Source organism: Vibrio sp. V38_P2S17PM301 (assembly GCF_009904845.1).
GTDB lineage: Bacteria > Pseudomonadota > Gammaproteobacteria > Enterobacterales > Vibrionaceae > Vibrio > Vibrio proteolyticus.
The window spans coordinates 38,968-58,583 of the sequence record NZ_WXWO01000071.1 but is presented as its reverse complement, the minus strand read 5'-3'; the positions used below and the strand labels follow the sequence as shown (position 1 = coordinate 58,583).

23 protein-coding genes and 1 riboswitch are annotated in these 19,616 nt (G+C 50.0%); of the genes, 17 read left to right on the top strand and 6 right to left on the bottom strand.

The features are described from left to right. The coding region (locus CAG64_RS15645; RefSeq protein WP_161489332.1) for an AlbA family DNA-binding domain-containing protein at positions 1–322 on the bottom strand (322 nt) is incomplete at its 3' end. 286 nt (positions 323–608) lie between these two features. Continuing rightward, on the bottom strand, positions 609–2,090 hold the full coding sequence (locus tag CAG64_RS15640) for a carboxypeptidase M32 (RefSeq protein WP_161488425.1): 1,482 nt from the start codon (positions 2,088–2,090) through the stop codon (positions 609–611). A gap of 168 nt (positions 2,091–2,258) precedes the next feature. Here CAG64_RS15640 and CAG64_RS15635 point away from each other — a divergent pair, with 168 nt between their 5' ends. After that, positions 2,259–2,891, top strand: a complete 633-nt coding sequence (locus tag CAG64_RS15635) for a LysE family translocator (RefSeq protein ID WP_237668213.1) — start codon at positions 2,259–2,261, stop codon at positions 2,889–2,891. A gap of 75 nt (positions 2,892–2,966) precedes the next feature. Here the strand turns inward: CAG64_RS15635 and CAG64_RS15630 are convergent, their stop codons facing one another. After that, the gene (locus tag CAG64_RS15630) at positions 2,967–4,346 is read right to left on the bottom strand and encodes an alanine/glycine:cation symporter family protein (RefSeq protein ID WP_161454563.1); all 1,380 of its coding nucleotides are present in this window, start codon (positions 4,344–4,346) and stop codon (positions 2,967–2,969) included. A gap of 109 nt (positions 4,347–4,455) precedes the next feature. Next, positions 4,456–4,553: riboswitch (glycine riboswitch) on the bottom strand. 381 nt (positions 4,554–4,934) lie between these two features. Here CAG64_RS15630 and CAG64_RS23680 point away from each other — a divergent pair. From CAG64_RS23680 to CAG64_RS15615, 4 genes are all read left to right on the top strand, one after another. Further along, positions 4,935–5,093: a hypothetical protein gene (locus tag CAG64_RS23680; RefSeq protein WP_021703469.1), complete on the top strand. Its 159-nt coding sequence runs from the start codon at positions 4,935–4,937 to the stop codon at positions 5,091–5,093. 20 nt (positions 5,094–5,113) lie between these two features. Beyond that, the gene (locus CAG64_RS15625) at positions 5,114–5,851 is read left to right on the top strand and encodes a chromosome partitioning protein ParA (protein ID WP_161454562.1); all 738 of its coding nucleotides are present in this window, start codon (positions 5,114–5,116) and stop codon (positions 5,849–5,851) included. A gap of 230 nt (positions 5,852–6,081) precedes the next feature. Further along, entirely contained in the window at positions 6,082–6,849 is a 768-nt protein-coding gene (locus CAG64_RS15620; protein WP_161454561.1) for a ferredoxin--NADP reductase, read from the top strand. Between the two features lie 84 nt (positions 6,850–6,933). Next, positions 6,934–7,278: a ribosome recycling factor family protein gene (locus tag CAG64_RS15615; RefSeq protein ID WP_161454560.1), complete on the top strand. Its 345-nt coding sequence runs from the start codon at positions 6,934–6,936 to the stop codon at positions 7,276–7,278. Positions 7,279–7,327: 49 nt separating this feature from the next. Here the strand turns inward: CAG64_RS15615 and CAG64_RS15610 are convergent, their stop codons facing one another. Further along, on the bottom strand, positions 7,328–8,305 hold the full coding sequence (locus tag CAG64_RS15610) for a KpsF/GutQ family sugar-phosphate isomerase (RefSeq protein WP_161488426.1): 978 nt from the start codon (positions 8,303–8,305) through the stop codon (positions 7,328–7,330). 561 nt (positions 8,306–8,866) lie between these two features. On the opposite strand from CAG64_RS15610, the gene srlA (CAG64_RS15605) reads away from it, so the two are divergent. The 9 genes from srlA (CAG64_RS15605) to CAG64_RS15565 all read left to right on the top strand — a co-directional run bounded on the left by srlA (CAG64_RS15605) (position 8,867) and on the right by CAG64_RS15565 (position 15,038). Then, complete coding sequence (gene srlA, locus CAG64_RS15605; protein WP_021703464.1) at positions 8,867–9,415, top strand: PTS glucitol/sorbitol transporter subunit IIC; 549 nt, start codon at positions 8,867–8,869, stop codon at positions 9,413–9,415. 15 nt (positions 9,416–9,430) lie between these two features. Then, positions 9,431–10,414, top strand: a complete 984-nt coding sequence (srlE, locus tag CAG64_RS15600; RefSeq protein WP_021703463.1) for a PTS glucitol/sorbitol transporter subunit IIB — start codon at positions 9,431–9,433, stop codon at positions 10,412–10,414. A 12-nt stretch (positions 10,415–10,426) separates the two neighbouring features. Further along, positions 10,427–10,789 (top strand): PTS glucitol/sorbitol transporter subunit IIA, encoded by a 363-nt coding sequence (locus CAG64_RS15595; RefSeq protein ID WP_021703462.1) that lies wholly within the window; start codon positions 10,427–10,429, stop codon positions 10,787–10,789. 52 nt (positions 10,790–10,841) lie between these two features. Then, a complete protein-coding gene (gene srlD / locus CAG64_RS15590) occupies positions 10,842–11,621 on the top strand; it encodes a sorbitol-6-phosphate dehydrogenase (RefSeq protein WP_021703461.1) in 780 nt (259 codons plus the stop codon). A 96-nt stretch (positions 11,622–11,717) separates the two neighbouring features. Further along, a complete protein-coding gene (locus tag CAG64_RS15585) occupies positions 11,718–12,074 on the top strand; it encodes a transcriptional regulator GutM (RefSeq protein WP_161488427.1) in 357 nt (118 codons plus the stop codon). A gap of 81 nt (positions 12,075–12,155) precedes the next feature. Continuing rightward, positions 12,156–12,932, top strand: a complete 777-nt coding sequence (gene srlR / locus CAG64_RS15580) for a glucitol operon DNA-binding transcriptional repressor SrlR (protein ID WP_161448331.1) — start codon at positions 12,156–12,158, stop codon at positions 12,930–12,932. 208 nt (positions 12,933–13,140) lie between these two features. Continuing rightward, positions 13,141–13,707: a PTS glucitol/sorbitol transporter subunit IIC gene (gene srlA / locus CAG64_RS15575; protein WP_061897591.1), complete on the top strand. Its 567-nt coding sequence runs from the start codon at positions 13,141–13,143 to the stop codon at positions 13,705–13,707. Then, positions 13,704–14,675, top strand: a complete 972-nt coding sequence (srlE, locus tag CAG64_RS15570) for a PTS glucitol/sorbitol transporter subunit IIB (protein ID WP_161448329.1) — start codon at positions 13,704–13,706, stop codon at positions 14,673–14,675. The genes srlA (CAG64_RS15575) and srlE (CAG64_RS15570) overlap by 4 nt, the downstream gene beginning before the upstream one ends. 6 nt (positions 14,676–14,681) lie before the next feature. Further along, positions 14,682–15,038, top strand: a complete 357-nt coding sequence (locus tag CAG64_RS15565) for a PTS glucitol/sorbitol transporter subunit IIA (RefSeq protein ID WP_161448327.1) — start codon at positions 14,682–14,684, stop codon at positions 15,036–15,038. A gap of 74 nt (positions 15,039–15,112) precedes the next feature. On the opposite strand, the gene CAG64_RS15560 is transcribed toward CAG64_RS15565, so the two are convergent. Further along, positions 15,113–15,976, bottom strand: a complete 864-nt coding sequence (locus tag CAG64_RS15560) for an AraC family transcriptional regulator (RefSeq protein WP_161448325.1) — start codon at positions 15,974–15,976, stop codon at positions 15,113–15,115. A gap of 249 nt (positions 15,977–16,225) precedes the next feature. Here CAG64_RS15560 and CAG64_RS15555 point away from each other — a divergent pair, with 249 nt between their 5' ends. After that, the gene (locus CAG64_RS15555; RefSeq protein ID WP_161448323.1) at positions 16,226–17,428 is read left to right on the top strand and encodes a YbfB/YjiJ family MFS transporter; all 1,203 of its coding nucleotides are present in this window, start codon (positions 16,226–16,228) and stop codon (positions 17,426–17,428) included. Here the strand turns inward: CAG64_RS15555 and CAG64_RS15550 are convergent, their stop codons facing one another. Continuing rightward, positions 17,429–18,040 (bottom strand): LysE family transporter, encoded by a 612-nt coding sequence (locus tag CAG64_RS15550; protein WP_161448322.1) that lies wholly within the window; start codon positions 18,038–18,040, stop codon positions 17,429–17,431. Positions 18,041–18,143: 103 nt separating this feature from the next. On the opposite strand from CAG64_RS15550, the gene CAG64_RS15545 reads away from it, so the two are divergent. Further along, complete coding sequence (locus tag CAG64_RS15545; RefSeq protein ID WP_161448320.1) at positions 18,144–19,022, top strand: LysR family transcriptional regulator; 879 nt, start codon at positions 18,144–18,146, stop codon at positions 19,020–19,022. A gap of 114 nt (positions 19,023–19,136) precedes the next feature. Then, complete coding sequence (locus CAG64_RS15540) at positions 19,137–19,610, top strand: GAF domain-containing protein (protein ID WP_161448318.1); 474 nt, start codon at positions 19,137–19,139, stop codon at positions 19,608–19,610. The last annotated feature ends 6 nt before the right edge of the window (positions 19,611–19,616 follow it).

Genomic DNA, 19,616 nt, shown 5'->3' with positions numbered 1-19,616 from the left:
CTCCAGAGCATATATCCAAATCGATATTAATAATTGGACTTATCTTTTCTAAGCATAAGTTTATTATTTTTTCTTTTATTTTATCTATTCCAGATTTATCGCCTTGAGAAAAATAATCAAATATATTATTACCTTCAGGAGTTCCATCATCATTTATTCCAATTAATATGTAACCACCACTTCGATTAGCCATTCCAACAATTAGCTTTAGTATTTCCTCCATTCCATTTGGGGCTTTTATTTTATCTATCCTCTTTAATTCTAAACTTTTATTCTCAACTTCATTTTTACTAAGCAACTCGAAATAATCAGAATCTTCCATAATCAAAATAACCACGTCAAACATCAATATGCACTGTAATGCATGATGGACGTTATATAGATATTAGTCAAATATTGATGACTATAAGCGGTATTTGAATAGCTACCAGAATTGTAGCCACTTTTAGCATTACCAAAAATAGGCCAATTTATGACAAAAGAAATGAGTCCTGATTCTTGTGGTAGAAAGGTTTGGGGCATAACCATTTCAGTCTCACACTGGACAACCAACTAAAAAGGCTCGCCAATATTCACGTTGGCGAGCCTTTTTTATTTAATGGTGAGGGTTAAAGATAACGGCTTTTTAGATGTTCTTTAAAGTAGTTGGCGTTTAAGGTGTCTCCCGTTGCTTGCTGCACCAGTTCGTTCGTGGTGAGCAGGCTGCCATTACTCCAGATATTGCTTTCCAGCCAACTGAAGATGGGGGTTAGATCGCCGCTGCGAATGGCGCCATCTACGTCCACCGTTTGCTTCATTGCAGCCATAAACTGCGCGGCGTACATCGCGCCCAATGTGTAGCTAGGGAAGTAACCGAATGATCCATCTGTCCAATGGATGTCTTGCATACAGCCGTTCTTGAAATTCCCTTCGGTTGAGAGGCCAAGGTAAGACTGCATCTTTTCATTCCACAGCGCAGGTACATCGGTGTGCTGGATATGGCCGTTGATCAGGTCACGTTCAATTTCGTACCTTAGGATCACATGCGCAGGGTAGGTGAGCTCGTCGGCATCCACGCGGATAAAATCTTTCTTCACTCGGGTGTAGAGCTTTTGGAAGTTCTGGGTTGAGAACAGCTCTGCATCGTGGTCGCTGAAGTGCTTACCGGCAAGTCGTGCCAAATGTTCGATAAACGCTGCGCTGCGGCCCACCTGCATTTCGAAAAACAGTGACTGAGATTCATGAATGCCCATCGAACGTGCTTCACCGGCCGGTGTTCCAGCCAGGGCTTTTGGCAAGCCTTGTTCATAACGGGCGTGACCAGTTTCATGCACAATGCCCATCAGAGATTGCACGAATTCGCTCTCATCGTAGCGCGTGGTAATACGCACGTCGGTTGGCACGCCGCCACAGAAAGGGTGCACACTTTCATCCAGACGGCCGTGGTTGAAGTCAAACTGAAGCAGTTTCATTACATCCAGCCCCAGAGCTTTCTGTTTGGCGGTATCGAAGCGGCCTTGAGGCTCGACGAATGCTTCGTGGCTTTGCTTTTCAATCGCTTGATCAATCAAATCCGGTAGCCAGGTTTTCACATCAGCAAACAGTACATCCAGTGAGGCCGAACTGGTGCCCGGCTCGTAGATGTCCAGCATGGCGTCGTATGGGCTAAGGCCCGTAGCCTCTGCGCGGATTTGTGCTTCTTCGCGTGACAATTTCACGACTTCTGCCCAGTTTTTTTCAAAACCCGCCCAGTCATTGTCGCCGCGTTGGGTACGCCAAGCGTGCTCACATTTTGAACCTGCCAGAGATTTGGCCTGAACCAGAGATTCGGGTAACACGTTTGCCTGTTGCCACTGACGTTTCAGCTCGCGCAACGAGGCACGTTCTTGTGTGGTCAGATTTTCGCTTTCTGCTTCGGCAAACCAGTCAGCCAGCTGTGGCTGAGTTAACAGACCGTGAATATGGACAGACAGCTCAGCCATCGCTTCAGAGCGGGCCTCGTTGCCGCCAGACGGCATCACCGCCGCCTGATCCCAGCCGCAAATGGCTGCGAGATGATTAAAGTGAGAGATTTTTTGGGAGTGTTGAACCAACTTGTTGAATGCACTCATAGAACGCCTTCCGTGACTAATCATTAAAATAATTCATATTGAACGGCAATTTTACCAACGATTAACATCTCGACCAAGAAATATCCTGATGCGAGGAGTCGAATGGATAGTATTTGACTGTAAAACGGAGTAATTTAAGTTTCTTATTTGTTTACAAGGATGTCGACGTTGATTGAGAACTTTGAAGCTTTCCTGATAGCCATCACGATTCTTACCCTAACACCCGGTTTAGATACCGCTTTAGTGATTCGCAATACCACCCGTGGCGGCTTTGCCGATGGCAGTGTCACCAGTGTGGGTATTTGTGCTGGTTTGTTTGTTCACGCGACGTTTTCCGCGATAGGGATTTCGGCGATTCTGGCTCAGTCTGCAGAGCTGTTTAATGCCGTCAAAATGGTGGGGGCGGCGTACCTGATTTATCTCGGTATCACCAGTTTGCGTGCCACCATACAGGGCAACGCACCGCTGAGTGTAAATGAGGGAAGTGCTTCGCAACTGGTGGTGAAACGTTCACTGCGCGAGGGTTTTTTGTCGAATGTGCTTAACCCGAAAACCGCGGTATTCTACTTGGCATTTCTGCCTCAGTTTATAAACCCTGAAGGTTCACCGCTGTTGCAATCACTGCTGATGGCCAGCGTGCATTTTGTGATTGCTATGGTGTGGCAATGTGGATTAGCCGGCGCGTTGAACAAAGCCAAATCGCTGCTCAACAGTGCCCGTTTTATGCGTTATATGGAAGCGACCACTGGCGTGGTGCTGGTGGCCTTAGGCGTGAAGCTTTTGGTGGAAGAAGCGCCGTAATCAACCGCGTTCACTCAAACAAAAAATAAGCGCCGATAGGCGCTTATTTTTTATCGTGAGATACAGCGGAATGATTTATGACTGAACCTGCATTTTCGCTTGATTTGGCGTGGCGACCAGTGCGTCAAAGTAGTTTCGGGTTTCTTCGACGATAACCTTACGCAGTGCGATCAGGCCAATCAGGTTTGGAATCGCCATCAGGCCGTTCACGATGTCGGCGATAAGCCAGATCATATCCAGTTGCAGGAAGGCCCCGGAAGCAACCAGTGCAACAAACACCAGCTTGTAAACCAACACCGCTTTGGTGCCAAACAGGTACACCACGCAGCGTTCTCCGTAATAGTTCCAACCCAAAATCGTGGTAAAGGCAAAGAACATCAGGCCGATAGACACCAGCATCGGGCCAAGCGTATCGGAGTTCAGACCTTGCGCGAATGCGTATGTGGTCATCGCCGCACCAGAATAATCGCTCTGCCAAGCGCCTGTTAAGATCAGAGCCAGGCCAGTCATGGTACAGATGATGATGGTGTCAAAGAAGGTACCGGTCATCGAGATCAGCCCTTGCTTCACGCATGAATCGGTTTTTGCAGCTGCCGCCGCCATTGGGGCACTGCCCAGGCCGGATTCATTGGAGAATACCCCGCGGGCAATACCAGACTGAATCGCCAACATGATGCTCGCGCCCAGGAAACCACCGGTTGCAGCGGTTGACGTAAAGGCCGACACCAGCACCAGTTCCACGGCTTCAACCAAACGGTCGGCGTTCATCACGATCACACTGACACAGGCGATGATGTAGAACAGCGCCATGGTTGGCACCACTTTACCGGCCACTTTGGCAATCGACTGTATCCCGCCGAGCGTGACAAAGGCGACCAGCAGAGTCAGCACCACCGCGGAAATTTCACGTGAGACACCAAACGAGATCTCACTGGCATCGATGATGGCATTCACTTGTGGAAACGTACCGATACCAAAGCAGGCCACACCCAGTGCAAAGATGGCAAACATCACCGCCAACGCTTTAGAGCCTACGCCATATTGCAGGTAGTACATCGGCCCGCCGATCATCTGGCCCTTGTCGTCGACTTTGCGGTATTTCACCGCCAGCAGACACTCAGCGTATTTGGTTGCCATACCGAACAGCGCGGCCAGCCACATCCAGAAGAGGGCACCTGGGCCACCAAGTTTGATGGCAGTGGCCACACCGACAATGTTACCTGTACCTATGGTCGCGGAAAGGGCGGTACACAGCGCCGCAAAGCTGGACACATCGCCTTCGGCGGCCGATTTGTCTTTACTGAACACCATTTTCAGGGCAGTTGGCAGGTGACGAAACTGGATCAGGCCTAAGCGAAAGGTAAAGTAAACACCGGTGCCGACAAGCAGAATTAAAAGTGGTGGACCCCAGACTAAGTTGTCGATGGTCTGTAGTAAAGAATGAAAGTGGTTCATGAATTCCCCTTAATTGATAAAGCATTACTAAGGAGAAGAGGGAAAGGGGGAGATCAACGATCTCAACAGATCACTAACGACAGAAAAGCCGCTAGCCGGATAATGTTCTTTCCACTCCTCTGTCCTTTTGCCTGAGAGTTTCACCCTGTTTGCACACGGCTTGCTCCTTCGGCGACCGATTAAACGGTTCTCTCCAGAGGTTCCTCCAACTACAGTCCTCGCTTTCCCGTAAGGGTTTTCTAACCAGGGTTAGAATAAAGCACCTGAAAGATTTACTTCTTCGGCGGGTTAGTTTAACCAAATGTTATATATTGGTTAAAAACCACTCTCCTGCAGTCTTCATCGGAACAATCATCTATTGGTAGATGATTTGCTTTCGGATAGTAACCAAAAGATTTTGTGATGTCACCTACAAAAATCCTGTTTGTCGATGATTTGAGCAGTGGTGAGGCCGAAACTACTTTTTTCTGACCTTTATCCGCACGGAAATGGTATAAAATGGTAGTGTCTTTGCATGCTTAACTCTCTCATTTTGTTAAGGTTGCAAGAGGAATGATGGGGGAGCGTTTCCCTGAACAAGGAGTTGTTATGACTAGACTTTTGGCGATCGCAATTTTAGTAGTAATGGCATTTTTGTTGATCCGCTACCGGACGAACGAAAAATTACGAAAAGGTGTCGTGATCACGCTGATCGCCGGTTTTTTGGTGTATACCGCTTCCATCATTGTTGCTGAACTAACCCGCTGACGAGCAAACGGAGTAACCGAGTGAATAATAGTAATGAGACAAATCAACACGACGAAGATGTAGTAGTGATTGAAGAGCGCGATAAGCGCACTTATCTGTATATTGCTATTGCCGCTGTGCTGGGACTGGCTCTGGGTGGTCTGATTGGCTCAAGCGTCACGGCGAAGCAATGGGAAGCCAACTATCAGGTGTTGGAAGAGAAATACCAGCAGGTAGAAGACAGTAAAAAAGCCTCTGTTGATCAAGCGGCGCAGCGTCAGGCGGCACTGAGCGCTGAAGTGGAAGAGAAAATTAGCGCAGCGGTTGCAGAGCGCGACCAGGTGCATCAGGCCGAGGTCGAACAACTGAAAGCACAAATCACTAAACTCGAAAGCAGCAACAAAACATTGAAAGCTCAGGTCAGCGAAAAAGCCAAGTTGCTGACAGAAGCGGACGACAAAAACATGAAGCTGAATGCGCAGGCCGATATTCAGGCGACAGTGCTGGAGCGCTCACGCGAAGTTTTCCAGCGTGAAGTGAAGGTTAAACAAGAGCTGGCGGCACTGCAATCTGAGCGTGAAAAACTGGTCCCTAAAATTGCCAAGTTGAAAAAAGAGTGCGATGTCTATCTGGAAGGGCGCTCATGGGATGCGAAATCAGATGCGTGTGATAAGCAAGACGAAGCCAACTCTCGTCTGAGTCAATTGGATCAAATGATCAAAGTGCATCAGATGGATCTGCAGCAGATAAAAGCCTTAACCGAAGGGCTGGGCATGTAAGCCAGAGAATCGAACCTAAGCCCCGCATCTTGCGGGGCTTTTTTATTGCGATGTCCCTACAGTTGTTGTGTTGATTTTTCTATCACCTCAGGAGTAAGTTAGTCACAGGCACAGGATGGTGACAGGGTCCTGAACCTGGGGGAATATGACACGTAAAACCGATCAGTTTTGCTTATATCACCTAGGCTTAGAAGTAACAGCATTTCAAATCTGCCTTGATGGAGGATTGTATGAAAGAAGTACCTCGTGACCTAATCCCGGGCACAGTCGTGCGACGAAAAGACTGGACGAAAAATCAGTTCAGTTTGTGGGTGGACGCTGATATCGGCCGCTATGACGCCGGGCAGTTTACGAAACTGGCGTTGCAGGAAGACGAAGACCAGTGGCACAAGCGCGCGTACTCCATGGTGTCGAGCTACCGGGCATCCGGCTCGCATCTGGAGTTTCTGATCATTACCGCTGAGCACGGTAAGTTATCCCCACGTTTACATGAACTGAACACTGGCGATACCGTTTATGTGGGTCAGACGGTATCCGGTTTTATGACGGTAGGCGAGTTGCCTGAGCCAGCAAAAGAGCTTTGGATGCTTTCCACTGGTACCGCGATTGGCCCGTTTATCTCTATTTTGCGTGAGCCTGATGCACTCAGCCATCTGGATAAACTGGTGCTGGTGCATGCCGTGCGTCATGAAGAAGATCTGGTCTACCGAGCAGAGATCGAAGAACTGCAGGAGCACTATCAGGGACGTTTAGTGTATGTGCCGGTTGTATCCCGAGAGCAAGTGCCTTATGCGCTCAGAGGCCGGATTCCTGATTTGCTGAGCAGCGGTGCCATTCAGCAGCAGGCCGGCGCGACGTTGCGGGCAGACAAAAGCTTTGTGTATCTGTGTGGTAACCCGGATATGGTTCACGATACGCAGGATGTGCTGCAGCAATTTGGTTTAGAAAAGCACCTGCGCCGTAAACCAGGTCAATACGCCAGCGAAAATTATTGGTAACAACCACTGCAACATCAGGTTCGCTTTGGCCGAACCTGATGTTTTTGTATAATCTGCCAATCATTTCCTTTGACTCTGTTCCTCATGTTATCCGTTCAACTCAATAGTTTTGTCCATCGTGTGGTAGACAAACAGCACGTGTTGTCGCTGGTACAAGCGTGTGGCGTCAGTCTGAAACGTATTCGACGTTCACGCCATTGGCTACTGAGCGGAGAAGAGCAGAACTTGCGTCAGTTACACCAGCAACTCAGCGCCGATTACTATTGGATTCAGCTTGCGATTGAAAAGCAGTTGCCGGCGCCCAAAGCGACGCCAGCCGAAGTGATTGCGCAACACCCCGGTATTTCGGCATTGGCGTTGGTGGATATGTGTGGTTGTAGCCTCAGTGAAGCGAGGCAAGCGATTGATTTGGCAGAAGGGTTTGAGTGACAGCGCCGCTATCGCCGCGCTGTCTTGATTCTGAGTTGAGTAACTCAGCTCAGTAAATACCCGCTTTTTGAATGGTATGCTGGTTGATGACGCCCACAAAATGGTCGTTCTCGTCCAGCACTGGCAACGCGGTAATCGCACGTTCGCGCATCAACGTTAGTGCATCGAAGCACAGCGCCGAATGGGACGTTGTCACGGCGCCCGGTTTGATCAGGTGACTAATCGCGGTATCCGGTGCGACGCCCTTGGCAAATGAGCGACGCAAATCACCGTCGGTAAACACCCCATGCAGCTTGCCATCTGCAACCACTGCGATTAAACCAAACCCGGTTTGACACATCACTCCCACGGCTTCCTGCAGGCTGGAGTCTGGTGAGCAAAAGGCGTTTTTGTGCGGTGCATCCAGCAGTTGCTCTACACTGGTCAACAAGCGGCTGCCCAAAGAGCCCGCAGGATGAGATAACGCAAAATCATTGTGATCAAAGTTGCGAAGTGTCATCACGGTTAACGCCAGCGCATCACCAAGTAACAGGGTATTTGCCGCACTGGCAGTGGGCGCCAAGCCAAGTGGACACGCTTCTTTTTCTGCCGCGATATCTAGCGCCAGGTGACACTCTTTGGCCAGAAAACTGTTGAGGTTGGCGGTCATCCCTATGGTGGTAATTTCCTGACGCTTGAGCAGTGGCACCATCAGTTTAAATTCATTCGCTTCGCCTGAATTGGAGATCAGGATAACCACATCACCATGACGTGCCATGCCCAGGTCACCGTGTAAGGCTTCTGCCGGATGAACGAAGAAAGCCGGGGATCCGGTGGATGCCAGGGTCGCCGCGATTTTCTTACCAATATGCCCGGATTTGCCAATTCCCGTCACAATCACTTTCCCGCTGCAATTCAAAATAGCCTGACAGGTATCAGCAAACGACTGGTTCAAGGTATTCAGCAGCCGTTTCGCCTGCTCCAGTTCCTGTTCAATCACGCCACGACCGAGCTGGCAGATTTCTTCAATTGAGTGATGTGTTTCCATGATCATGTCCGGTGTTGTTCGCTCGCTTTGACTTAGCCAATACGGTTGACTAAGCCACGATGTAATTTTCATATCAAAAGCTCAATGCTCAGTTAGTTCGATGAGTGTCTTTTAATTTGAAAGAAATGATGCCATTAGTTTTACACCAAGTGATGAATGATAGGTAGTGACTTGGCTTACATCTGTGACTTAGAGCAGGCATATGCTGTCTGGATAACGGGTCTCGAATGACAAGACGACTGGCTCTGACTATCACGATGACTCGTTTTATGTTGGGATTAATGTTATTAAAAACAGTAATTTAATCCTGTGTCTGGTCGGGTATCCTATAACTATTCCACATGGGCACTATCGCACTTTTCCTCCTGTTGTCATTGACCGTGATGACCATTTTTGCTCCTTTTTAAATTCAGCATTATCCTTTCATTTGTTTTATTTTGAAAATTATATAGTGTGATTTTAATCAACAAAGTAAAAACTTTTTCTTTTAAAGTGAAAATTAAAGTGAAAGTATAAAAGTGAGCTCTGACACAGAGCCAATAACAACAACGAGGTTTGATTATGGAATGGATAATTCACGGAGCGGAATGGTTTATCGGACTGTTTCAAAAAGGGGGAGAGGTGTTTACAGGTATGGTGACCGGTATTCTGCCTCTCTTAATTGCATTGCTGGTGGCGATGAATGCGCTTATCCGGTTGATAGGCCAAGATCGGGTTGAAAAGCTGGCGCAGCGCAGTGCCGGAAATCCGGTTTCCCGTTACCTGGTTTTGCCAGTGATCGGCACGTTTATATTTTGTAACCCGATGACGCTCAGTCTCGGTCGCTTCCTGCCGGAGCGTTACAAACCTTCCTATTATGCGGCAGCCTCGTATAGCTGCCACTCAATGAACGGTTTATTCCCGCACATTAATCCGGGTGAGCTGTTCGTGTATCTCGGTATTGCCAGCGGTCTGACAACTTTGGGCTTGCCACTTGGTCCCTTGGCCGTCAGCTATCTGCTGGTGGGGATGGTGACTAACTTCTTCCGTGGCTGGATCACCGATTTTACGACGTCCATGGTCGAGCGTCAGCAAGGCGTCCAGTTGGAACGTCAGGTTCACTTCAGCTAACAGAGGAAATGGAATATGTCTCAGGTATTACGCATACAAAAAGGCAATGGTGGTTGGGGTGGCCCGTTGGAGCTGCCCGTCGAAGCCAACAAGAAAGTGGTGTACATCACCGGGGGAACGCGTCCCGCTATTGTAGACCGTATCGCTGAGCTGACTGGCTACGACGCGGTGGATGGGTTTAAAACCAGCATTCCCGATGAAGAGGTCGGCGTGGCGGTGATTGACTGCGGCGGCACTTTACGTTGCGGTTTGTATCCGAAAAAACGCATCCCAACCGTGAACATTCACTCTACAGGAAAAAGCGGGCCGTTGGCGCAGTACATCACAGAAGATATTTACGTATCTGGCGTGCGGGAGAACGATATCCAGTTGCTTGATGGCGACGGCGTTAACGTTCAACCCGTCGTTCGAGACGCAGCACCGCAGGAAGAGAGTAAGTACGACACCAGTAAAAAGCTCACTCAACAGAGTGACAGCCTGCTGGCCCGCATCGGTATTGGTATGGGATCGGTCATGGCAACGTTCTTTCAGGCAGGGCGCGAAACCATTGACACGGTGTTAAAAACCATCCTGCCGTTCATGGCGTTCGTCTCCATGTTGATTGGGGTGATCATGGCCTCCGGCCTGGGGGATGTGATCGCCAATGCACTAACGCCGCTGGCGCAGAATCCTTTTGGCCTGGTGACGTTGGCATTGATCTGCTCGTTCCCGCTGCTGTCGCCGTTTCTTGGCCCCGGCGCGGTGATCGCGCAGGTGATTGGGGTGCTGGTCGGTACGCAAATTGGTCTGGGAAATATCCCGCCGCATCTGGCACTGCCCGCCCTGTTTGCCATCAATGCTCAAGCGGCGTGTGACTTTATTCCAGTTGGTCTTGGTCTGGCAGAAGCCAAGCCGAGAACAGTCGAGATTGGGGTGCCATCGGTGTTGTATTCGCGCTTTTTGACCGGAGCACCCACCGTGCTGCTGGCCTGGTTTGTCTCCATGTTTATCTATCAATAGGAGGAAGATGCAATGTCACCACTGTATCAGGTAAAGATCGAAAGTATTGGTGAGTTTGCCAACAGCGCGTTGGAAGACGACATGATGATTATTTTCAGCAATGTTGCGCCTGTCGATGCGGCTGAATACTGCTTCATTCACAACCACGACGCGCTGAAAGGCGACATAAAGCCTGGCGGAGTGTTGAAGCTGGGGGAGCAGCAGTATCCGATCACCGCGGTGGGTGAGGTGGTCAACCAAAACCTCGCCGAGCTTGGCCATATCACGATCCGGTTTGACGCGTTGGCGGAGGCTGAGTACCCAGGGTGCCTGCATGTGAATGGTGCCCGTCCACAACAGGTTCGTTGTGGCGATGAAATTGTGTTTTTGAATTGAGTATTCGTGCTCTGCGCCTGTGGCAGAGCACATTTAGAGTAAGGTGTAAGTTATGAGTAAAGTTGCGTTAGTTGTCGGTGGTGGTCAGACTTTGGGTGAATTCCTGAGTCTTGGGCTGGCGGATGAAGGATATCGTGTCGCGGTCGCGGATTTGAATGGCAGCAATGCCGAGCAGGTTGCAGAACGTATCAACCGCGAATACGGTCAGGAGACGGCCTTCGGTGTGGAAGTCGATGCGACCAAAGAACAGAGCGTGGTCAACATGGTTCAAAGGGTGGATGACTATTTTGGCCGGATTGATCTGTTAGTCTACAGTGCCGGCGTCGCTCAGGCGGCCAAAATCGATCGTTTCCCGCTGGACGCCTGGCAGATGTCCATTGATGTCAACCTGACGGGATATTTTCTCTGCGCCCGTGAAGCCGCCAAAGTGATGATTCGTGAGCAGCGTGGTGGACGCATTATCCAGATCAACTCGAAATCAGGTAAAGTAGGCTCGAAGCACAACAGTGGTTATTCGGCCGCCAAGTTTGGTGGTGTCGGACTGACTCAGTCACTGGCGCTGGATCTTGCCGAGCATAAGATAACGGTGCATTCTCTGATGCTGGGTAACTTGTTGAAGAGCCCGATGTTCCAGTCTTTGCTGCCTCAATACGCGCAAAAACTGGGTGTGCCAGAATCGGAAGTTGAGCAGATTTATATTGATAAAGTACCACTGAAAGCCGGTTGCGAATATCAGGATGTCCTCAACGTACTGAAGTTCTATGCCAGCGACGAGGCGGCGTACTGCACCGGTCAGTCGATCAATATTACCGGCGGGCAGGTGATGTTCTAATCCACCCCCCGTGGATTAAGCCCTATGCTCCGAGAATAAGGGCAACTTATCTTGGGCAGGCCACTGGCTTGCCCCTTTTTAACAGAGAGACGAAAGATGGACTCAACAACGATACTGATTTATTTTGCCGCCGGTGCATGGGCGATTCAGATTGTATTTGGCTACCTGCAAATCCGCGCATTCAATCGAATGCTTCAGGCGATGGCGCACAAAGGTCAGGTTAAAATTGGCCGGACTCAGAGCCGCTGGAAACCCAGAACGGTCGTGGTCCTGGCTGAAGACAGCGCGCACCGTATCGTGGATGCCAAAGTCATGAAGGGTATTTCGGTGTTCGCCAGACCCAAAACACTGTCGTCTTTGATTGGCCAGGCATTTCCGCCGCCTCAAGCGCTTTTGTCTCAGCTCGACATGAATGTTCAGGAAGCGTTAAGCGTCGCAATTTCTAAGCAATAGTGAAAGAATCTCTTTCATTGACTTTTAAATTGAAAAAGAACTGTTATAGACTGTCATGAGTTTAATTATTAAGTCGATGCTATGAATTTAGATAACAGAAGAGCGCAGTTGCTGGATTATCTGCGTGCCAATGGTAAGACGTCAGTCAACAATCTGGCGGATACCTTTGAAACCTCAGGAGCCACAATTCGAAGCGATTTACGTTCTCTGGAAGAAGAAGGGCTGGTGATTCGCCGTTACGGCGCTGCAGAAGCGTGTTCACCGAGTGGTGTCAGCAGTGAAGACCGTTCTATGGATGAGAAACAAACGGTCAACCTAGATCGTAAGTGTCTGATTGCCAAAGCCGCTTCTCAATTGGTAAACGACGGTGATTCCATTATTCTTGATTGTGGCAGCACCACATTACAGATGGTGCCGCATTTTGAGCGCGTGATGGCACTGACCTTAATGACCAACAGCATCCACATTGTGAATGCCGTCGCCAATTTAGAAGCAGAACACACGGTGCTGATGCCGGGGGGCACTTATCGCCGTAAGTCAGCTTCGTTCCACGGAACATTGGCGGAGCAAGCGTTCAAGCAGTTCTCTTTCGACAAGTTGTTTATTGGTGCTGATGGCTTTGATCTCGCTCAGGGTACCACCACTTACAACGAAGCGTATCAGGTTAGTCAGGCGATGTGCCAGGCTGCAAATCAGATTATTGTGGTGACGGATTCCAGCAAGTTTGGCCGCCGCAGCCCGAATGTGGTGGTGCCGCTGGAGAAAATTGACGTCGTGGTTACCGACAGCCATATTTCGGCAGAAGATGCCGCCTATCTGGAAAGCAAAGGGATTCAGGTGATCACAGTAGATGCCTAGTGTAGATAGAGAATCGTAAGACAGGGAAGCCCAAAGGCTTCCTTTTTTATTGCGTTTTATTTTTCATTTTGTTGTCTCTTTCAATTTTATGCTTTTAGAATGAAAATTCTTGGTGATTAAAATCACGCTTTTTTGTTTTGCCTCTTTTTCAATGTGTCAATAAGGGAAACACTTCGGCTATTCACCGGGTTAATAGAGAGCCGAAAGCATGGATTGGATCGTGAAGGGAGCAGACTGGTTTATCGGTCTGTTTGAAAAGGGTGGTGAGGTGTTTACCGGTATGGTGACACAAGTGCTGCCATTGCTGATCTGTCTGTTGGTTGCGATGAACGCTCTCATTCGTTTTATTGGTCAGCACCATATTGAAACACTGGCGCAGAAAAGCGCTTCCAATCCCGTGTCACGCTACCTGTTGTTACCGACGATTGGCACCTTTGTGTTCTGCAATCCGATGGTGCTCAGCCTCGGACGTTTCTTGCCCGAAAAATACAAACCCTCCTATTACGCGTCGGCTTCTTACAGTTGTCACACCATGAATGGTCTGTTTCCCCACGTGAACCCCGGTGAGCTTTTCATCTATCTGGGGATCGCTGCCGGAATCACTCAACAGGGGTTGTCGCTCGGGCCACTCGCCATTTCGTATTTATTGGTTGGTTTGGTGACAAACTTTTTGCGTGGTTGGGTGACTGACCTCACCACGCAATGGGTCGCCAGACAGCAGGGGGTGACATTGAATGACAAGGTCGATCTGGATTCTGCCGGAGAGAAGGCATGACGGTGTTAAAAGTGATCCGCGGGCAGGGCGGCTGGGGCGGGCCGTTGTTTATTCCTGTGGAGCCAGAGAAGAAAATCGTCTACATCACTGCGGGCACTCGTCCGGTATTCATTGATGAAATGGTGAGCATGACAGGGATGCAGGCGGTGGATGGTTTCGACAGTTTCGTACCCGACGAGCACATTTCCTGTGTGGTGATTGACTGTGGTGGTACGTTGCGCTGTGGGCTCTATCCTAAAAAACGTATCCCGACTCTGAACATCCACGCCACTGGCCAAAGTGGCCCGTTGGCACAATACATTCAGGACGACATCTATGTGTCGGATGTACGCAGTGGCTGCTTTTCTCTGCTCAACCAACGCGATGTGCCCCAACGCGAATCTGCACCTCTGGCTCAAAGTGATACGATTGATACCACAAAAAAACTGACTCAACAGACGGATGGGTTGCTGGCTCGCGTCGGTATCGGGATGGGATCCGTTATGGCCACGTTGAATCAGGCCGGTCGGGAAACGATCGATACAGTACTGAAAACCATTCTGCCGTTTATGGCGTTCGTCTCAATGCTGATTGGTGTGATCTTGGCGTCCGGTTTGGGCGATGTGATTGCGAATGCGTTATCGCCATTGGCCGGAAACCCGCTGGGCCTACTGACGATTGCGTTGATCTGTTCGTTTCCTTTGCTGTCACCGTTTCTCGGACCTGGCGCAGTCATCGCTCAGGTGATCGGCGTTCTTATCGGCACTCAAATTGGTATGGGTACGATACCCCCGCATCTTGCTTTGCCGGCTCTGTTTGCTATCAATGCTCAGGCGGCATGCGATTTTATTCCGGTCGGTCTGGGGTTGGCAGAATCAAAGCAAGAAACCGTGCAGGTTGGGGTGCCCTCAGTGTTGTACTCCCGGTTTCTAACGGGAGCGCCAACGGTGCTGATTGCCTGGTTCGTGTCGTTCTTCATTTATCAGTGAGGGCATATGTTGCAATATCAGACGACGATCCTCTCGGTAGGAGAATGCGCCAGAGATGCTTTGCAAGATGATATGGTGATTTTGTTTGGACACAATGCGCCGCAAGAGGTGCGGGAGTATTGTTTTGTGCATTCAGGATCGGAGTTGGTCGGACAGATAGATCACGACACCACGTTACTGATCGGTGAACGGGCATATGTGGTGACGGCTGTCGGCAAAGTGGCCAATCACAACCTTGCCAAACTGGGGCACGTGACGCTGAAGTTTGATGGCCAGCGCACGCCTGAACTACCGGGAACGATTCATTTGTTAGGGCCGGAATTAACCACGCTCAGCGACGGTGATGTGTTGACTTTTGGCTGAACGCTGATGTCGAACGCGGTACGATCTGGCGCTGCAGTCACCAGACCGTAATTTACGTTATAGGGCGGACAGCCTTATCTGATCGGCAGATAGATGTCGGTGATCAGGTCACACTCGTCCACTTCATGGATTAAATTCAGATAGTGGAAAAAGCATGGAAAATCTCTCAGCTCTTCGCCGCTGTCCGGCAACCATTTTCGATACAGGTGATACACCGTATCGCTGATCCCGTCGTGGCTCCCTTTATGTTGGATCACCGCGCAACGTCCCGGAGGAATCACGCCATTTTCGACACCAAATTCGTTCTCGGGCACATCTTGCAGTACACTGCCTGCAATATCAAAACGAAATGCCTCCTTGGGCGTATCGTTAGGATCGCTGTACGGAATGCCAAACGTTTGGCTGGTTTTCACCGGCGATAAACCGGTTTGTTTGCGCCACTCAATCAGTTTAGAAGCGGTCTCCAGCACGCGCTGATGATCACCTTGATGCGTGATAAACGCAATCTGAGTGCGCGGAAAGTCAATGATTCTGACGTCCAAGTTCATGTCTCCTGTTTTTATCGGATGAATTTCCAGTCGGCTGTGCCAGGTTGGCCAGTCCGGCTGACTTCTGAACTGAGACGGTGTTTGGCCAAGCGTGCGACTGAATGCCCGCGAAAAGGCTTCCGGGCTATCAAATCGAGCTTCAAGTGCGATATCTGTGACCGTTTTCTGCGGCTCGAAGGCCAAGCGAAATGACGCTCTTCGTAATCGGGCCAACAGAAGATATTGTATGGTACTGATACCAATCGACGCCTTAAACACGCGATGAAAGTGGTACTTTGAGCAGGCAGCGATGTCACTGAGCAGATCCAGTGAAAGATCATCATCCAGATGTCGCTCAATATAATCACATACACGTTGCACTCGTTGTTCTCTGGTGCGAATCACACTCATCGTTGTCTCGTCTTAATGTTCAGAAGTTGGCGTTATCATAATCAGTGAATTTGCGCGTTGCCTGATTGAAATTGCGCAGTTACGCCACCTTATCAGAAATTTACGACGTATAAACCTCGGCGAGTCAGGGACTTGTATAGCACTATACCGCGTGATTTCATGGCTCGCTTTTTGGTTCCGCTTCTGACAAAGTAGTTGAATAACTCGTGCTACAACCCGCCGTCGAAGCGGCAAACAAAAGGAGCCAGGATGGCGATCAGCAAAACCACTGCCGCGTTACTTGTTGGCGTTAATGCAACCCTGATGGGGATAGGACTTTCCCGTTTTGCGTTCACGCCATTAATTCCGGCTCTGGCTCAGGGAAACTGGTTTACGTCGGTGGAGGCTGGCTACCTTGGCGCGTCGAACTTACTGGGGTATCTGATCGGTGCCTTGCTGGCGCACAAAGTCTCGGAGCGTTTTGGTTCTGCTCGGGTTTTGCTGGTGTCTGCACTGGCTGTGGGGTTGGCGTATCTGGTGTGTTTTACGCCATTTTCCTTTTGGTGGTTTGCATTATGGCGTTGCCTCTCCGGAATTGGTGGTGGCATGCTGATTGTGGTCGGCCCTTCCTTCGCGATTCTCAATACGCCTGAACGCCACCGCAATACGATTGGCACGATGATTTTTATGGGCATCGGTCTTGGGGTGGTAATCTCCGCCGTGGTGATGCCGTTTTTACTCTCTGTTGGTTTAACCCAAACCTGGTTGGTGTTGGGGCTGATGGCGCTGCTTTCCACCTTATTGTGTGGTGTTGGATTACGCCGTTTATACGCGCCAACAAGGTCTGAGGCATCACGACATACGCAGAACGAAGATATGTTTCAGCCTGGCCTTGCTGCTTGGTTGGTGATTCTGGCGTACGGATTCGATGCGGCGGGTTTCATTCCTCACACCATCTTTTGGGTCGATTATATCGCGGCGGAATTGAATCAAGGGACGAAACAAGCGCTGTGGTACTGGAGCATGTTTGGTTTTGGCACCATGTCCGGGCCGCTGATCGCCAATCTTCTGGTGCGAATGGCTGGCTGGCGAGGTGCGATTGTATGTGCCTTTATCATCAAAACATCGGCTGTCGCGATACCTGTGTTTATCCTCACACCAGCCGGGCTGGCGGTCTCCTCGTTTTTAGTCGGGGCGATGATTCCTGGTGTCGTCTCGTTGACTTCAGGGCGGCTGGCTGAGCTGGTGGGTGTATTGCACCACAAGAAAATGTGGGGTTTGGCGACGGCAATGTTTGCTTTGATTCAGGCGTTGTCTGGCAGTGCCATGTCGGCCTTTTTTGACTGGCAAGGCGTTTATGCTCCACTGTTCCCGGTAGCCGCTATGTTGATGGGCACCGCCTTGCTGCTGGTGGTCGTCAGTAATGTGGTAGAAACGCGGTCCGCAAGGACCGCGCAACAAGTTTCCCGGTGATTACGCTTTAACCGCTAACGCTGCACCAAACAGCATCAATCCTGCGCCGCAGGCCTGGTTAAGCCGTTTCTTCATGCCCAGCAGACGTTTCTGCAACAAAGGCGCGGTAATCAATGTGGCCACCAGAGAAAACCAGATTCCATGGAGCGCAATCATATACACGCCATAAAGCAGGGCTTCCATGTCGGTGCTGCCGTCAGCCGAGATCACCTGGCTGAAGATACTGAGGAAAAACAGCATTGTTTTCGGATTCAGCGCATTGCATAGGAATCCCTGCAGCAGATACCGGTGCGCTGCAAGTGGCTGTTCCGCGGAATAGGAGAGGGCTGCATCGGCTGACGCGCTGAGTATCCCTTTGATCCCAAGATAAATCAGATACGCAGCCCCTGCGTATTTTATCCCCATAAACAACCATTGATTCTGTGAGACCAGGTAACTGATTCCCAGCCAGGAATACGAAATGTGGATAGTGATCGCTAGGCTGATGCCAGCCGCGGTAAGTAGCCCCGCCTTTCGGCCCGCGTTGAGGCTATTTTTTAATACCAAAACGAAGTCTGCCCCTGGGCTGATTACAATGAGTATGCCTAATATGGCTAAGCTGATAACTTCCACAGATTGTCCTTGATAAGAATGAAATTTTCTCGCTAATTGTAGGTTGCTAAGTGCCGGTCTATAATCGAAAAGAATTCGATTGATAGGTGAGGAAAACTCACGTATGAGGCATCTGAAAGCGTTTTATGTTTTTCATGTTGCGGCGCAATCTGAAACGTTCAGTGAGGCGGCCGAGAAACTCAACCTGACGCATGGCGCGGTCAGCAAGCAGATAAAAACGTTGGAGAGCTATCTCAAACAACCTCTGTTTACCAAGCAGGGGCGCAATGTGGTACTGACTGCACAGGGCAAGGCGCTGAGTGATTACACCGATAAAGCGTTTGGTTCTTTGCAACAAGGAGTGGAACACCTTTCCCGGCTGCAAACACAAGCGCTGGAAGTGTCGTGCGAGCCGACACTGACCATGCGTTGGCTGATGCCTCGATTGGGGGAGTTTCATGCCCAGTCGGGAGCCGATGTTCGTTTATCGACGGCAGGTGGCCCGGTGTTACTCGGTCGCAGTGGTTTGTCTCTGGCGATCCGGCGTGATGATTTTCCCCTGACCGAAAACTACACCAAAACCACTTTGGTGGAAGAATGGGTAGGGCCGGTCATGAGCCCTGAGTATTGGCAACAGATTTGTACTGAATCTGCGTCGCTTAAAATGTTGCACAGTCAGACCCGGCCGGAGGCTTGGCAAGAGTGGCAGGCGATGGCGAATCATGCTCCATTAAGCCATCAGCACAATCAAACGTACGCGCATTTTTATTTTTGTTTGCAGGCGGCAGCCGATGGGCTCGGCGCAGCGATTGGCCCGTATCCACTGGTCATGGACGATTTGCAAAGTGGCCGTTTGATAGCACCTTTCGGTTTTGTGCCTTCCGGACACGATTATGTGTTGTTGGGCTTACCTGAGGAAAGTTCGCCCTTGGTTACGGCCTTCGAACAATGGCTTACGAAGCGCATATCGGCCTGCGTGCCTGAACAGGCATCAATACAATAAACACATACGGATGAAAGAAATTGAGCAGTAGAACGGTTATATCCAACGAAGCGCTCTAGACTGTGACCCATTCATCACACCTTAGTGCTTGATTTTGACAACCAGGAGACCTCAATGGAACTGAATGCAATTGCTGCTCATCACGCCGCTATCACTCAAAAACTGAATCAAATCGCCACCGACTCTGGGCTTCACTCGCTGTTGGTGATGCAGTCGATGCCCAATGAAATGGTGGTATTTGCCGCCAATACTCAAGAGATCTACAGCCCGGGAGATGCGGGCCCGAAAAGCAATCAAGCCGGTTGCCATGAGCTGTATTGTGAACGTGTCATCGATACGAATCAGCCGTTATTGGTTGGAGATGCCCGAACCGACGCTGAGTGGCAGGGTAATGAAGATCTGGTGAAATTCGATTTAGGTACTTATTACGGTGTGCCGATTCATTTTCAGGGTCAAGCGGTTGGTACCGTGTGTGCACTTAACCGCTCGCCCGTCGATTTTCATCAGGGTCGTCCGAGCGTCGTTGAACAAATTGATGCGCTGAGAGCGGAGATCGAAGCGCTACTCAATCAGGAATCTGCTCGGTGAGGTCAT